Source organism: Chitinophaga oryzae, from assembly GCF_012516375.2.
In the GTDB taxonomy this organism is placed as follows: domain Bacteria; phylum Bacteroidota; class Bacteroidia; order Chitinophagales; family Chitinophagaceae; genus Chitinophaga; species Chitinophaga oryzae.
On sequence record NZ_CP051204.2, the window covers coordinates 45,712 to 61,423 of the forward strand.

Genomic DNA, 15,712 nt, shown 5'->3' on the forward strand with positions numbered 1-15,712 from the left:
AATTTGTCTTTTTAAATTATATTATTATTTTATACATGTTTTTTCTTCTGTAAATAATATATCCCGGGCAGTGAACAAAAAAACTGGAATATGTTTTGATAAAAGGGAGCAGCGCAACAAGGCGTGCCAAAAATTTAAAAACCTATATTTTTTAATTGTTTAAATCTGTTGATCATGAAAAAATTAATGTTAATAATGGGTGTAGCAGCGTTTTTGGCGTGCAATGAGAACAAACAGCAGGAAGAGAAGCGGGAAGAGATGAAGGAAGACGCGGCTAAACTGAAGGAGGATGTGAAAGACGCCGCCAATAGTACGGGGGATTATCTCAACGAGCAGAAAAAGCAGGCGGAAGATGCGATCCGGGAGCGGATTAAGCAGATAGACCAGACCAGCGAGGAGTTAAAAAAAGAAGGTACGGAGAAAAGCAGGGAAGCGCGGAAAAAGCTGGAGGAGCTAAAAGTGGAGATGAACAAAAAAATGAAAGACGTGCAAAACAGCAGCGCCGATGCATGGGACAGCACCCGTAAGGCTGCTGATGAGCTGATGAAAAAATCTGATAAAGAGTGGACGGATTTCAAACAGGATTTCAAAGACCTGTTCAAACGCGATTCCCAGTAAGCCGTGTAAAATTCGGGATTCCTTGTTCCTTAACATTAATCTTGTAATTTTACCCGTCTTAAACAGAACCGGATTTGCTACTATCTCATTATCAGGACGAATTATTGGAGGCTGGCTGTGACGAAGCCGGCAGAGGGTGCCTTGCGGGCCCTGTGTTTGCTGCGGCCGTGATATTACCGGCAGGTTTCAGTCACCCGCTGCTCAATGATTCCAAGCAACTGACAGCGGCAGACCGGGACCTGTTGCGCGGAGTAATAGAAAAAGAAGCGTTGCACTATGCTGTAGCCAGCGTAGACAATGTGGAAATAGACAAGATAAACATACTGAAAGCTTCTTTCAGGGCAATGCACCTGGCACTGGAACAGTTGAGCCGGCAGCCGGAATTTATCATTATCGACGGTAACCGGTTTTATGCTTACGGCAAAATACCGTTTGCCTGCATTGTTCAGGGAGATGGCAAATATGCATCCATTGCCGCTGCCTCTATTCTGGCCAAGACGTACCGTGACGAGTACATGCAGCAGTTGCACCTGGAGTATCCGCATTTTGGCTGGAATGAGAACAAAGGCTATCCGACGCGGCAACATCGCGACGCCCTGCGGGAGTTTGGCGACACACCGTACCACCGCAAGTCGTTCCGCCTGTTGCCGGAGCAATTGGAACTGGACCTATAGCCCCCGGAATTAGCTGCCACTGTTGCCGGTAATGACCGCTGACTGTGGACTGCTAAAGGCGGTAAGGCTATCGTTAACCTTATACTTATTAATTTTGCCCTGTAGGGAACGATTATTATGCTAAAGCAGACACAACAGCAAAAGTTATTACAAAAGCTTTCACCACAGCAGATTCAGCTCATGAAGTTGCTGCAGGTTCCTACTGTCAACCTGGAAGAAAGAATTAAAGAAGAACTGGAAGAAAACCCTGCCCTCGAATACGGTGAAGACACACATGAAGACGAATTCAAAGAGCAGGAGGATTTTGACGCCAAGACAGACAGCGAGGGCGATGAAGAAGATGATTTCGAGCCGGACGGCAGCGAAAGCGAATATGACAATATAGATATTTCTGAATACGTAAGTGATGGAGATGATGACGTGGCGGATTATAAACTGCGGGACGACAACTATCCCGATCCGGATGAGAGCAATAAAACCATTCCGATCCGGGTGGAAACCTCTTTCCATGAGCATCTCCTGAGCCAGCTGGGCATGCTGGAGCTGGACGATCACCAGAATGCCATCGCCGAGCACATTATCGGCAGTATCGATGACGACGGTTACCTGCGCCGCGAAGTAAGCGCCATGGTGGATGACCTTTCTTTCTCCCAGAACATAGACACCACAGAAGAAGAAATCCGGGAACTGATCAAAAAGATCCAGGAGTTTGACCCTGCCGGCGTATGCGCCACCGATCTGAAAGAATGCCTGCTGCTGCAGCTGAAACGGAAGCCGCAGGACGACGAAGGGGTGAACACCGCCTACCAGATCCTGGAGAATTACTTCGACGAGTTTACCAAGAAACACTACGAAAAGATACAGAAAGCGCTGAGTCTCAGCGATGAAGGGCTGAAAGCCTCTATCAATCAGATTATCAAGCTGAATCCGAAACCGGGCGGCAATTATGCTACGCTCAATAAAGCGGAGAGTTACGTATTGCCGGACTTTTTCATCATGAACAATGCCGGCAAGCTGGAGCTGACGCTGAATTCCCGCAATGCGCCCGACCTCCGGATCTCCGGCGGATATAAGGACATGCTGCGGGAGTATGACCGCGGCGACAAGAAAGACAAGCGCCAGAAGGAGGCCGTGTTGTTTATCAAGCAGAAAATTGATGCCGCCAAATGGTTTATCGACGCCATCAAACAGCGGCAGCACACGCTGTTGTCTACGATGGAGTCTATCATGGACTACCAGCGGGAGTTTTTCCTGACCGGTGATGAAACCACCATGAAACCGATGATCCTGAAGGATATTGCCGACCGTACCCAGCTGGATATTTCCACGGTGAGCCGTGTTGCCAACAGCAAATACGTGCAGACGGAATTCGGTACTTTCAAGCTGAAGTTCTTTTTCTCCGAATCCCTGTCCACCGACAGCGGCGAGGAAGTATCCACCCGGGAGGTGAAGAAGATCCTTTCCGACCTGATAGAAGCGGAAAACAAACGGAAGCCGCTGAGCGATGAGAACCTTACCAAGATGCTGCAGGACAAGGGATATAATATTGCCCGCCGTACGGTGGCCAAATACAGGGAGCAGCTGAACATACCGGTTGCCCGTTTACGTAAAGAATTATAAGAACAAGATGATGCACGAACAAGCGTTACCGGAACGTAACATTCATACCGGTGAAGGTCCGGTATTTCCACCTGCAGCCAGGTCGCTGGCGCAGGTGATTTCCTATATCACCCATCCGCTGTTTATCCCCACGCTGGTAACCTTTTTAATAATACAGTCCATTCCGGAGTACATGGTGGCTTTTAAGCCGATGAGCAAAAAGTTTGCTTTTGACATCCTGTATTTCCGGGTGGTGGCGATCACGGTCTTTTTCCCGCTGCTGACGGTGCTGCTGGGCAAGCAGCTGGGCTTTGTGTCGTCTGTTTACATGAAGACGCAGCGCGAGCGGATCATTCCCTATGTCGCTATTATCATTTATTACTTCTGGGCTTTCTACACTTTTCTGCAGGAAGGGCGGGCGCCGCGGTTTTACACCGCTTTTTTCCTCGGTTCTTTCCTGGCGGTATCCATCTCTTTCATTACCAATAGTTTTATGAAGACCAGCCTGCACAGTATCGGCTGGGGCGGGGTGATTGGTTTCCTGCTGGCGCTGATGTGGGGCATGCATATGAACGTGTCTTTCCCGCTGGTGATCACTTTCCTGGTGACCGGCGTGGTGGCTACCGCCCGGATGGTGCTGAATGCCCATCAGCCTTTCGAGATTTACACCGGTTTATTTATCGGTATTATTACCCAGCTGGCCGCCTGCTGGTTCCTGGTGATCTGATTACAACGGTAGCATACTCCCTGCCGGCTTTCTCTTTTCAGAGCGCCAGACAAGGAATATGCTATGTTTTGGATGGGGAAAAAACTTTTTGGGGTTTACCTTAACAGCCGGACTGCTTATTCCGGTAACATGGATGCAAGGCCGCAAGGCAGGTTAACAAACAATCTAACAAACATCTGGGGTACAATCATCAACAACTAAACTTGACAATACAAAAGTCCGATATTCTGCGTTGAACCTCAAGCGTATAAGTACGCTTTTTAAAAATGCAGTATTTCCCCCCTGCCCCCTGCCTCAGAAATTTTTTTTCACGGGAAGATGATTACGCACATTCAATGCGTAATGGCTTCGGATCTTTGTTATGTCGTTAGGGCGAAGCAAAAAAAGTGAGACCGAATACGATATGAATACTACTTTTTTTAGCATTGAAAATAAAATGCTAAAAAATTTAGGAAAATCAAAAATTAGGTTATAATTTAGCATTCCAGTTGGAGATATGCTTTTCGATTAAATTTGTAAAAAACAACTACAGATATGTCTACAGCCAATACAGAAAAACTGAAGGCGTTACGCCTTACAATGGATAAGATTGAGAAAGATTTCGGTAAGGGATCTGTGATGATGATGGGCGAAAAAGCAGAAGCTCCGATGGAAGTTATTTCTTCCGGTTCTCTGGGGCTTGATATCGCACTGGGCATTGGCGGTTTTCCGAAAGGAAGGATCATTGAGATCTATGGTCCTGAGTCTTCCGGTAAAACAACCGTAGCCATCCACACTATTGCGGAAGCGCAGAAAAAAGGTGGTATTTGTGCCATCGTGGATGCTGAGCACGCCTTTGACAGCAGCTATGCACGCAGACTGGGTGTGGATGTGGATTCCCTGCTGATTTCACAGCCGGACCATGGTGAGCAGGCGCTGGAAATTGCGGACCGTCTGATTTTATCCGGTGCAGTAGACGTAGTAGTCGTGGACTCTGTAGCGGCGCTGGTACCGAAAAGCGAGCTGGAAGGTGAAATGGGAGACAGTAAAATGGGCCTGCAGGCACGTTTGATGTCCCAGGCGCTGCGTAAGCTCACCGCCACTATCGCCAAAACCAACTGCTGCTGCATATTCATCAACCAGTTGCGTGAAAAAATCGGTGTGATGTTCGGTAACCCGGAAACCACTACCGGTGGTAACGCCCTGAAGTTCTATGCATCTGTAAGGCTGGATATCCGCCGTATGAGCCAGATTAAAGACGGTGATGAAGCGGTAGGTAACCGTGTGAAAGTGAAAGTGGTGAAAAACAAAGTAGCTCCGCCGTTCCGTCAGGCTGAATTTGATATCATCTACGGCCTGGGTATCTCCAAAATGGGTGAGATCATCGACATGGGCGTAGAATACGGTATCATTCAGAAAAGTGGCAGCTGGTTCAGCTACGACTCCAATAAACTGGGTCAGGGCCGTGATGCGGTGAAACAATTACTGGGCGACAATCCGGAACTGTCCGCAGAAATCGAAGCAAAGATCAAACAGAAAATTGCGGAGAAACAAGAAGAGGCTTAATTATTATGTAAGCTGCAAAAATTAGATTTACTCTTTACGATACATACATAGAAGTTAGTTTTAGTTTTAGTAAGCATTGGGTTAGTATGCACTCCCCGCCTTATCCTGGGCGGGGATTTTTATTTTGATAGAAGATGATTATTGAATGATTTCACTGATTACCAGCCATTCGCCGGTGATGTACTGTATATAGGCACTTTATTTTTCCGGCAGCAATAACAAAAGCGGCTGACCTCATTGGCCAGCCGCTTTTTATCAAACATTATTTTTCGAACTAGTGTTCTCATTTATGAACCTGCCTTGTGAGCCGGCCTTATAAATCAGATTAAGCTTCTGCTTTCATGCTTTTCGCATTTCTCTTACGTTCTTCTTCGTCCAGGATGGTCTTACGCATACGGATGAAGTTAGGCGTAACTTCGATGCACTCATCATGCTGGATGTATTCCATGCATTCTTCCAGTGTCATCAGGATTTTAGGTGCGATATTCGCAGCGCCGTCGCTACCGCTGGCACGCATGTTGGTCAGTTTCTTACCTTCGTTCGGGTTTACCACCAGATCGCCGGGTTTGTTATTTTCGCCGATGATCATGCCTTTGTACACTTCTTCTCCCGGATCAACGAAGAAAGAACCTCTGTCCTGTAATTTATCTAGAGAGTAAGCGGTAGTGGAACCTGCTTCTTTGGCGATCAGCACACCGTTGTTACGGCCGGGGATCGCACCCTTCCAGGCTTTGTAGTCATTGAAGCGGTGAGCCATTACAGCTTCGCCGGCGGTGGCGGTCAGCATCTGTGTACGCAGACCGATCAGACCACGGGAAGGAATTTCAAATTCCAGGTGTTGCATTTCACCCTTTGTTTCCATGATCAGCATCTCCCCTTTACGGCGGGTTACCAGGTCGATCACTTTGCTGGCAAATTCCTGCGGAACGTCTACCACCAGTGTTTCGTATGGTTCACATTTTTTACCGTCGATGCTTTTAACGATAACCTGCGGTTGACCAACAGTCAACTCGTAACCTTCACGACGCATGGTTTCGATCAATACGCCCAGGTGAAGGATACCACGGCCATATACCAGGAAGCTATCCGCACTGTCAGTATCTACAACGCGCAACGCCAGGTTCTTTTCGGTTTCTTTTACCAGACGGTCACGCAGGTGACGGGAGGTAACGAACTTACCATCTTTACCAAAGAAAGGTGAGTTGTTGATACCGAACAGCATGTTCATGGTAGGCTCATCTACGCTGATAACAGGCAGCGCTTCCGGCGCTTCACCATCAGCGATAGTGTCACCGATATTAAAATCTTCGATACCAACAACGGCGCAAATGTCGCCGGCCAGTACCTTGTTTACTTTTCTTTTACCTAAAGCTTCGAAGATGTACAGCTCACGTACCTTCTGTCTTTTAGACGTACCGTCAGCCTGCATCAGGGTAATCCACTGATTTTCTTCGATAGAGCCACGGGTTACTTTACCCACGGCGATACGACCCAGGAAAGATGAATAATCCAGGGAAGTGATCTGCAGCTGCAGGTTACCTTCAGGGATCTTAGGAGAAGGAACGTGCTCGATGATGCCATCCATCAGCGGAGTGATGTCATCGCAAGGCGTAAGGGAAGAGTTGAACCAGCCGTTTTTACCGGAACCGTAGAAGGTCGGGAAGTTCAGCTGCTCTTCTGTGGCATCGAGGTTGAAGAACAATTCGAATACAGCATCGTGTACTTCATCAGGACGGCAGTTAGCCTTGTCCACTTTGTTGATCACCACGATCGGTTTCAGGTTCAGCTGCAAAGCTTTCTGCAACACAAAACGAGTCTGTGGCATCGGACCTTCGAAAGCGTCCACCAGCAGGATTACACCATCTGCCATTTTCAATACACGCTCCACCTCACCGCCAAAGTCGGCGTGGCCCGGGGTATCGATCACATTAATCTTGGTGCCTTTGTACTCAACAGAAGCATTCTTACTGAAGATGGTAATACCACGTTCTCTTTCAAGATCGTTACTGTCCATGATCAGCTCGCCGGATTCCTGGTTGGCCCGGAAAACGTTCGTCTGGTGAAGAATTTTGTCAACCAAAGTAGTTTTACCATGGTCTACGTGCGCGATAATTGCAATATTACGAATGTTCATATACTTAATTCTTTAGCTATAAGCAGCTTGTAACTTATTGGCTCATAGCTGCAAAAATGAGGCGCAAAGGTACGAAAACCTGACGAGAATGAAGGATTCATGCTTTAAATAAATGTAACCATTTAGTCACTTGTGCAAATGCCTTCATAATCAATTAGCTATCAATTACTTACAAGAACCCACATTTCACCATGACGGAAACTGTCCTGCGCAGGCATATTCCGCCAGGTTTATGGCGGGAGATTTGATTTGCCTCCTGTTAAAAACCTATCTGCATGAAACGTACCTTTTTATTTTTATTGCTCGCCTGTTACTGCTGTTTCCTGTCACCGGTTTATGCGCAAGACACTGCAACACAAGATATTATGCTATCATCCTATCAATACCCCTACCCCGTTCATTTTTTTAAGCTCCAAACACAGGGCCAACCGCTGACAATGGCCTACATGGACATACAACCTTCCCGTCCTAACGGCCGTACGGTCGTACTGCTGCACGGCAAAAACTTCTGCGGCGCCTATTGGGACAGCACCGCCGCCAGCCTCACCAACAACGGCTACCGGGTGATCATCCCCGACCAGGTCGGATTCGGCAAATCCTCCAAACCGGCACACCTGCAGTACAGCTTCCAGCTGCTCGCACAAAACACCAAAGCATTGCTGGATACGCTCGGCATCAGCAAAGCCGCTATCCTAGGGCATTCCATGGGAGGCATGATCGCTGCCCGCTTCGCCCTCATGTACCCCGAAACCACCACCAAACTGATACTGGAAAACCCCATCGGGCTGGAAGACTGGAAAGTGGTGGTTCCGTACCAATCTGTGGATAAATGGTATCACTCTGAACTCAAACAGACCTACGACAAAATCAAACAATATCAACTGGATAATTACTACGCCGGACAATGGAAACCGGAATACGAAAAATGGGCACGTCTGCAGGCCAGCTGGATCCACAGCCCCGACTATGCCCAGGTGGCCTGGAACGCCGCCCTCACCTACGACATGATCTTCACCCAGCCCGTATACTACGAGTTTCCCAACATCCAGGCCCCCACCCTGCTCATCATCGGGCAGCGTGACCGCACCGCACTGGGCAAAGCCAATGTCCGGCCGGACATACGTTCCTCACTGGGCAACTATCCTGAACTGGGAAAAGAAGCGGCCAAACGCATCCCACACGCAACACTCGTCCCCATCGAAGGAGTAGGTCACCTGCCTCACATTGAAGCCTATACGAAATTTATTACGCCATTGCTGGATTTCCTGCAGCAATAGCCAGGCATTTGCGGCCAGGCAACAACCGGCCCATGTAAAGGAAAGCATAATGGGGTTGATTATTCTGTCATCAGTCTGACGACAAAATCCAGCGCACTCTGGTTGGCCGGATTATCAAGCGCATGCGCGATGTCCAGTTTCTCGCGCGAAGTGAGATGCCACGAGAGCGCCGCCCCCTTATCCTGCTTCTGGGGCACATACTGGAAAATGATCCGGTGGAATTTATCGGGGAAATATCCCTCCATATAATTGACCAGGTCGTCCTGGTCAAAGTCCTGCATGGCGCTCCAATGCTGCTGCATGGTAAATAAAGGCTCAAAGAGCAGGTCACTGAGGTCTTTGGTTTTCTTGATCGGGGATATATCATTTTTGCGGGTGTCCCTGATCTGTATGTACACTACCCCGCTGGTATTTTCGTTGATCCACTTGCTGAAGGTATACAGGAAACGCAAGGTGGTCTGCTGGCCGAAATTATCCCTGATGCCGGCATCCATGACGTCCACAATAGGATTGCTCGGTAAAAAAGTATTGGGCAACACATAGGGGAAAGTCGCGCACATCCGAATAGCACTGGTGACCTTCAGGTCCATCGCGTCCTGGTTGGCATAATACTGCGCAAAGTCAACACCATCAATGTCCCTTACCTGCCTGGTAGGATACAGGTACTGCGGGCTGCACAGATAGCTGATCGGTTGCGGTGAAATCATCAGCCGGCGGCCATCTGCATTAATGGTGGCATTCCAGATCAGCATCGGGATCTCGGCATTTTGTTCCGGCGCTTTATAGTCCCGCAGTATTTTATTCAGGGCATTGTCGGTATTCTGGTTCAGCTGCATTTCAAAGGCATACCCCCGGTCTTTTGCATACCGCTTGTTATCCATCTTAAAAGTGCGCCACGGCGTAATGAAGTCATTCACGGCCATAGCGCTGAACACGGAATTCAGCAGGTCCCGGGAAACACGCTCGGTATAAATACTGTCCGTGAGCCGGATCGGTTTTCCCATCCGCTGCTGATAGTACAGTTCCCGGAAATAGCTGGCTCCCAGCATACCGCCGGAAGCGCCGGTCATCAATACTGTATGTTTCATCAACCGTCCCTGTAGAAGGCTGTCCAGGCGCTGGAGCACATGCAGCGACCAGGTAGCGGAACGGCTGCCGCCGCCGCTGAAATTCAGCACCACCAGCTGCGGCTTTTTATGTGCCGGAAACTTGCTGCGCCATTTCTTCAAAATATCCAGTGATTGTTTTCTGTCTGCCTCATACCGCTCGCGGGTAAAGAACCGCTGCAAAGCTTCCACACTATACTCCGGCCTCGCTTTTTTCTGTTGGTAATCAAGTCCGTATGCCTTGTTGCGATTGTCCACCCAATTATGCTCCACCATCCAGTTGAGCCCAAACAACAATACCAGCACCACCGGAATAGACCAGGTTTGCAACAGGTAAGAGTAAGCGCCGGCCACGCCGATCAGGAAAGCGAAAAAGATCAGCACACTGGCGCCGGCCGGGATCCTGAAAACTTCATAGTCCATCATGTATGCCAGTATCACCAGGAAAATCAGCGCGCAGCCGACAGTGATCATCGCTGCGAAGTGATGCTGTTTCAGGATACTGTCGAGATAATGTTTGTTATAGTGGTCTACATTCCGTGCCCGGCGTATCTTCCACGGCGTGGAAAAATAGTTGTGCACCGGCAGCGCGTTCTCATCAGGCTCCTGCGTGGGCTTTAGGATCACCCTGAGAAAATTACGCGGGTTACCAAAACGTCGCTCCAGCCGGCGGCCGATGTTTTTATCGGCATTAAAAAAATAAAAGAAGCCAAAAAACACGACAAACAGGGCGCCGCAGATAAACCCTTCGCCCAGTAAAAGGATTTCGGGAACGGAGCTCAGCTGTTCATATCGCTGATAGGACCAGCCGCGGTAAAGCAGGCAGATAAAAAATGCCAGCGGGATCAGGGAGTTATTGAGACAGTACCGGAAAAAAGGCTGTGAGGTGGTGGCCAGGAACTTAAACCGGCCGGTATGCAGGATGAAGGTGGTGATCTGCCAGCTCATGATAAACATGCCCGTGGCCAGCCCGAGAATCGCTGTGCTGTAAAAATTCACTTTCCCCAGGTATTCCGGCGCCAGAAAGAGTGCGTCGCCTCCGAATACCTTGGCAAATCCGCCATTGATCGTGCTAAAGAGAATTACCCAGAAGATGAGCAACACCTGGTATTTCCTGAAATGCAGCAGGAGCAACTGAACAGGGAAAGAATAGTACGTTTTTATTAGGAATAGCTTCACCTTCATCTAATAAAATTACGAATTACGGATTACGAATTACGAATTAAGGGCTGTTTTATGGAGCAGTTAGTTATTAACCTTTCTATAAAGCAACCCTTAATTCGTAATTCGTAATCCGTAATTCGTAATTATTATCTGGCCCTGCTGAGATAGAGGGTCCATACCAGTGAAAGCAGCAACAGCATCCCTACGCACTGGTGCAGGATACCATAGCTGATGGGTATTTTCACCTGGCTGTTGAGCAGCGTGAGCACCCCCAGCAGCACCTGCAGTAATACCAGCAGCAAGGGCAGGTAACGGATACCATGCAGCAGGCTGTTGGCCGGTGTTTGTGCTGATTTCCACCACCAAACGGCTATCAGGATGGTGATCAGGTAGGCCAGCCCGCGGTGTATAAACTGTATAGTGATCGTGTTATGGGCAATGTCTGTCCAGAAACCGCCCTGGGAGAACATCCCGGCAGGTATCCAGGCGCCGTTGATGTCCGGCCAGGTATTGGCCACCAGCGCAGCATGCAGGCCCGCCATAAAAGCACCGTATATCAGCTGCACTGCCACCAGGACCAGCAACCAGGTATTTAACCGCTTCAGTGAAGGCACTTTGAGAATTTCTTTTGCGGGAACGCTGATTTTCAATGCAAACCAGAAAAGATAACACAACAGCACCAGCGCCGACATAAAATGTACCGCCAGGCGGATATGGCTTACGTAGAGGTTTTCATCGTTCAGGCCGCTCTTTACCATGATCCAGCCGATAAGCCCCTGCAGGCCTCCCAGCACAAAGAGCACAATCATCGGGTTGATCATCTCTTTGCTGATCTTCTTCTTCACCACGAAATAAATAAACGGTATAATAAAGACAACACCGATCAGCCGCGCCCAGTCACGATGCAGCCACTCCCAGAAATAAATGAATTTAAAATCTGATAAGGTAAAATGGTTGTTGACGTATTTATACTGCGCAATCTGCTTATATCCGTCAAAAGCTTTTTGCCAGGCCGCTTCATTCATCGGCGGAAAAGCGCCCAGCAACGGCTGCCACTCTGTAATCGACAGGCCGGAACCGGTTAAGCGGGTCAGCCCTCCCAATAATACCTGGATCACCAGCATGCCCACTCCTATATACAGCCAGATGGCCACCGGGCGGTTATTCTTGATATTAACTGTTTCCATAAACGCTGCAAAAATAGTGAATTACGGCTCCCGAAATACTCACATTCTTTTAACAATCGCGTAATGTTCTGTTAACGCTGGCCTCTGATCTTTGCGGTGAAAATTAAACGGCAATAATTGTATTAGCTAATACTGCCCTTACAAGTAAAAAAGACAACACATTAAAAAAATAATGTCATGAAACACTTTTGTTTTGTTTTAGTTCCCAAAGCAACGATGATTGTATTAGCCACCATCCTCATTCCCTTTGTAACCATGCATGCGCAGGATAGATCATTTGCTTACAACAACCGGTTTGTAGCAGAGCAGCCTTCATCTGGTATCAAAAAGGACCTGGAAGTGGAAATCAGCCAGCCTCAGAAAGAAACGCTGAACTTCACGCTGGCAGTGATCAATCCGGAAAACGAGAAATTGACACTCTACATCAAAGATAGCTACAACAACACCCTTCACCGGGAAGTATTACCTGCAACTGTTAAATTTGAAGCACGCTACAACCTGCAATCACTCGAAGACGGCCAGTACATCTTCGAAATCAGAAGCGGAAAAAATAAAGTAGCGGAAAAAGCTATCGGTATCAAAACACAGACGATGGTTAGCAGAACCGTTTCTGTAGAAAAATAATCCTGCAACACTATTTCTGATTTGGTTAATTGGTTATTTAAATGCAAAGGAGATTATCGTCTGATAATCTCCTTCGTATTTTAATAAATATCAAAAGCTCTAAATTCCCAAATCTCTAAATATCAAAATTTCTAAATTTCTAAATGGTTACGGTTTCATCGCTTCATACACCACATCCATCATTTTACCTCTTGTGTTGAGGGCAGACAGCTTGCCATTGGAACCACCATTCGGATATACCCTGTTGCTCAGGAAGATAAACACCATTTTGCTGTTGGGATCTGCCCAAACACAGGTGCCGGTGAAGCCGGTGTGCCCAAAAGTAGCGCCGGAAGTTAGTTTGGAAGGATAACTTTCCCGGCGGGTATTATTGTCTTTCTCCGGTTTGTCGAAACCCAGTCCGCGACGGCTGATGCTGCTGTTGTAAGCAGTGAACAACCTTACCGTTTCCGGTTTGATATACTGTACGCCTCCGAAAGCGCCGTTATTCAGCAGCATCTGCATAATTACCCCCAGGTCGTGTGCGTTGGAATACAGGCCGGCATGACCGGCTACGCCGCCCAGCATGGCTGCTCCCGGATCGTGCACAAAACCACGCAGTAATTGCATCCGGAAAAAGTTCTCCCGTTCGGTGGGCACCAGCAAAGGCAACTGGAACCGCTCCCGCGGCAGAAAGCCGGTGGTGGCCAGTCCTAACGGTTTATAAAACGTTTCCAATACGTACTGGTCCAATTTTTTGCCGGTCACCTGTTCTACTATTTTCCCCAGGAATAAAAAATCCAGGTCGCTGTAAACATAGCCCTGATGGGGATTTACCCTGCTATCGAGGATCTTTTTCCAGATAGAGTCCACATAGCGGTGGTCCATATACATGTTTTCCGCTACCTGCACGGAATGAAGCTCGTCCGGGGTACTGTGATACAGCGCGGTATCCGGCCGGCCATCGGGGTATAAAGTTTCCTTGTAAAACGGGATGAAAGCTACCAGTCCTGCCTGGTGCAGGAGGATGTCCCTTATTTTCAGCCCGGATTTGTCAGTGCCCTGTACGAAGGGCAGATACTCCCCCAGCGTTCCGTCGAGGCTCACTTTACCTTCATCATACAGGCGCATGATGGAGATGGTGGTAGCGCATACTTTGGTAACGGAGGCCAGGTCGTAGATGGCACCGGGAGAAACCGGCTCCTGGCTGTTGTATTCGTAGTGACCAAAAGTACGGTTGTAAACGACTTTTCCGTCTTTCAGGGCCAGCACCTCGCAGCCGGGTGCGGCGCCACGGGCGATCATGTCATTGGCCAGGGCGTCGATGCCGGCCAGGCGGGCTTCGTTCATCCCTGCTTCGGCGGGGGTGACGGCAGGCAGATCGGTATACAGGTCTACATCATAGGAGATGCCGGTTCCTTCGGGCAGGCCGGGGCATACCGTTACCGGCAATTTCCCTTTGGGCCCCAGTTTCCCGAACAGCAGGTCTGCCGCTACTTTCTGGGTGATGTTGTCATCTTCGTAGGCAGCCACAATATTTTTGGCGTCGCACCAGTGCTGGATAGCGTACGGATTGCCGAATACCACGGTAGCGGAAGGCATTTCCGATTGCAGCTGTCTGACGATCAGGCGTTCAGCCAGCGTCAGGCCGAAGTTATTGGCCGGGCGGCGGCTGAAATTGTGCACGCTGATGATCACGGCTTTATAGTCACGCTGGATGCGGGATACAATCGGCGCTATCTGTTGCACCGTTTGACGGGAGGTGAAGATAAAAGCGTCTGTACCGGGCTTGTAGGCTTTGACAGCGTCGAGGAAAGCATTGTTGCCATCGGCGCCGACGGCGATCACGGCCAGTTTCTGCTGGGTCATGGCCGGGGAGAACGGTATCAGTTTATCGTCATTTTTTACGAGAGTGATGGCTTTTTCCGCGATGCGGCGCGTCAGGGTGTCTGTCAGCGCGTTTAGATCATTAGTGAGATTATTTGTCTCAATGCGTTGTGGTTTCCAGAGACCTAAGTCATATTTGGCGTGGAGAACCTTTTTAACGCGGGCATCCACTTCCTGCTGGCTGATCTGTCCTTTTTTGATAGCCTTCATGATAGCGGATATACTGCCGGAGGCGGTAGAGGGCAGGATCATGAGGTCGTTGCCGGCCAGCAAAGACTGCAAGGATTCCTGGCCTTTGGAGTAGAATTTGGCGATGCCTTTCATTTCCAGCGCATCGGTGACGATAAGGCCTTTGTAGCCCAGTTCGTTTTTCAGCAGTTTGGTCACTGCTTTATAGGAAATGGAAGTGGGCGTATTAGGCTTGTTATCGATCGCGGGAATAAAGAGGTGCCCTACCATGACGGAGCCTACGCCTGCGGCGATCGCTTCGCGGAAAGGATACAGTTCGAGGGAATCGAGCGCCTGCCGGCTCTTGTTGATGGAAGGCAGGTCAAAGTGGGAGTCCACATTGGTATCGCCATGGCCGGGAAAGTGTTTGGCGCAGGCCATCACGCCGGTAGACTGCATACCTTTGATGGCGGCGACGCCAAGGCCGGCCACCAGGTATTTGTTTTCGCCGAAGGAGCGGTCGTTGATGACCGGGTTGTTCGGGTTATTGTTGATATCCATATCGGGAGCGAAGTCGAGATGGATGCCGATGCGTTTGCATTGTTCGCCCATGACGCGGCCGGCTTCATAAGCCAGTGCGGTATCGCGGGTGGCGCCGATCATCATGTTGCGGGGGAGGGAGGTAACGCTGTCGAGGCGCATCCCGAGGCCCCATTCGCCGTCGATGGACACCAGCAGCGGTACTTTGGAGATGGACTGGTAGTAGTTGGTAAGGTTGGCTTCCCGCACGGGGCCGCCCTGGAAGAAGATGACGCCGCCGACTTTGTTGTCGCGGATATCTTTGGCCACGGCGTTAATGTGGTCCTGTCCGAAGTTAGAGTGAGCCCTGATCACGATTAGTTGCGCAATGCGTTCTGCCGGTGTCAGAGATTGGAATACGCTGTCAACCCACTGTGAAGCCGTATCTTGTGGCCGTTTGGTGATGGTGTTGACTTTCTTGTTCTTCTTTTTGTTCATAGCGCC

At 49.2% G+C, this 15,712-nt stretch carries 11 protein-coding genes; 7 read left to right on the plus strand and 4 right to left on the minus strand.

The features are described from left to right. Nucleotides 1–174 precede the first annotated feature (174 nt). The 5 genes from HF324_RS00180 to recA all read left to right on the plus strand — a co-directional run bounded on the left by HF324_RS00180 (nucleotide 175) and on the right by recA (nucleotide 5,163). A complete protein-coding gene (locus tag HF324_RS00180) occupies nucleotides 175–618 on the plus strand; it encodes a hypothetical protein (RefSeq protein WP_168861715.1) in 444 nt (147 codons plus the stop codon). Between the two features lie 74 nt (nucleotides 619–692). Further along, nucleotides 693–1,292: a ribonuclease HII gene (gene rnhB, locus HF324_RS00185; protein WP_168808286.1), complete on the plus strand. Its 600-nt coding sequence runs from the start codon at nucleotides 693–695 to the stop codon at nucleotides 1,290–1,292. Nucleotides 1,293–1,472: 180 nt separating this feature from the next. Continuing rightward, nucleotides 1,473–2,912 (plus strand): RNA polymerase factor sigma-54, encoded by a 1,440-nt coding sequence (gene rpoN / locus HF324_RS00190; protein WP_246269361.1) that lies wholly within the window; start codon nucleotides 1,473–1,475, stop codon nucleotides 2,910–2,912. 7 nt (nucleotides 2,913–2,919) lie between these two features. Next, a complete protein-coding gene (locus HF324_RS00195; protein ID WP_168808290.1) occupies nucleotides 2,920–3,618 on the plus strand; it encodes a hypothetical protein in 699 nt (232 codons plus the stop codon). A gap of 534 nt (nucleotides 3,619–4,152) precedes the next feature. Then, the gene (gene recA / locus HF324_RS00200) at nucleotides 4,153–5,163 is read left to right on the plus strand and encodes a recombinase RecA (RefSeq protein WP_168808292.1); all 1,011 of its coding nucleotides are present in this window, start codon (nucleotides 4,153–4,155) and stop codon (nucleotides 5,161–5,163) included. A 325-nt stretch (nucleotides 5,164–5,488) separates the two neighbouring features. Here the strand turns inward: recA and typA are convergent, their stop codons facing one another. After that, nucleotides 5,489–7,297, minus strand: a complete 1,809-nt coding sequence (gene typA, locus HF324_RS00205; protein ID WP_168808294.1) for a translational GTPase TypA — start codon at nucleotides 7,295–7,297, stop codon at nucleotides 5,489–5,491. Nucleotides 7,298–7,662: 365 nt separating this feature from the next. Between typA and HF324_RS00210 the strand changes: the two genes are divergently transcribed. Next, on the plus strand, nucleotides 7,663–8,574 hold the full coding sequence (locus HF324_RS00210) for an alpha/beta fold hydrolase (protein WP_246269363.1): 912 nt from the start codon (nucleotides 7,663–7,665) through the stop codon (nucleotides 8,572–8,574). A 59-nt stretch (nucleotides 8,575–8,633) separates the two neighbouring features. Here the strand turns inward: HF324_RS00210 and HF324_RS00215 are convergent, their stop codons facing one another. Next, nucleotides 8,634–10,859 (minus strand): patatin-like phospholipase family protein, encoded by a 2,226-nt coding sequence (locus HF324_RS00215; RefSeq protein WP_168808297.1) that lies wholly within the window; start codon nucleotides 10,857–10,859, stop codon nucleotides 8,634–8,636. 131 nt (nucleotides 10,860–10,990) lie between these two features. Beyond that, nucleotides 10,991–12,031, minus strand: a complete 1,041-nt coding sequence (locus HF324_RS00220) for a COX15/CtaA family protein (RefSeq protein ID WP_168808299.1) — start codon at nucleotides 12,029–12,031, stop codon at nucleotides 10,991–10,993. A 177-nt stretch (nucleotides 12,032–12,208) separates the two neighbouring features. Between HF324_RS00220 and HF324_RS00225 the strand changes: the two genes are divergently transcribed. Further along, nucleotides 12,209–12,655: a T9SS type A sorting domain-containing protein gene (locus HF324_RS00225; protein WP_168808300.1), complete on the plus strand. Its 447-nt coding sequence runs from the start codon at nucleotides 12,209–12,211 to the stop codon at nucleotides 12,653–12,655. Between the two features lie 147 nt (nucleotides 12,656–12,802). Here HF324_RS00225 and HF324_RS00230 read toward each other — a convergent pair whose 3' ends face one another. Beyond that, nucleotides 12,803–15,706, minus strand: a complete 2,904-nt coding sequence (locus tag HF324_RS00230; protein WP_168861716.1) for a serine hydrolase domain-containing protein — start codon at nucleotides 15,704–15,706, stop codon at nucleotides 12,803–12,805. Nucleotides 15,707–15,712 lie beyond the last annotated feature (6 nt).

Excerpts from the sequence above, each read along its gene's own strand:
- HF324_RS00220 (WP_168808299.1), bottom strand. The coding sequence starts at position 12,031 with ATGGAAACAGTTAATATCAAGAATAACCGCCCGGTGGCCATCTGGCTG.
- typA (WP_168808294.1), bottom strand. The coding sequence starts at position 7,297 with ATGAACATTCGTAATATTGCAATTATCGCGCACGTAGACCATGGTAAA.
- HF324_RS00225 (WP_168808300.1), top strand. The coding sequence starts at position 12,209 with ATGAAACACTTTTGTTTTGTTTTAGTTCCCAAAGCAACGATGATTGTA.
- HF324_RS00230 (WP_168861716.1), bottom strand. The coding sequence starts at position 15,706 with ATGAACAAAAAGAAGAACAAGAAAGTCAACACCATCACCAAACGGCCA.
- HF324_RS00210 (WP_246269363.1), top strand. The coding sequence starts at position 7,663 with ATGCTATCATCCTATCAATACCCCTACCCCGTTCATTTTTTTAAGCTC.
- recA (WP_168808292.1), top strand. The coding sequence starts at position 4,153 with ATGTCTACAGCCAATACAGAAAAACTGAAGGCGTTACGCCTTACAATG.
- rpoN (WP_246269361.1), top strand. The coding sequence starts at position 1,473 with ATGAAGTTGCTGCAGGTTCCTACTGTCAACCTGGAAGAAAGAATTAAA.
- HF324_RS00195 (WP_168808290.1), top strand. The coding sequence starts at position 2,920 with ATGATGCACGAACAAGCGTTACCGGAACGTAACATTCATACCGGTGAA.
- HF324_RS00180 (WP_168861715.1), top strand. The coding sequence starts at position 175 with ATGAAAAAATTAATGTTAATAATGGGTGTAGCAGCGTTTTTGGCGTGC.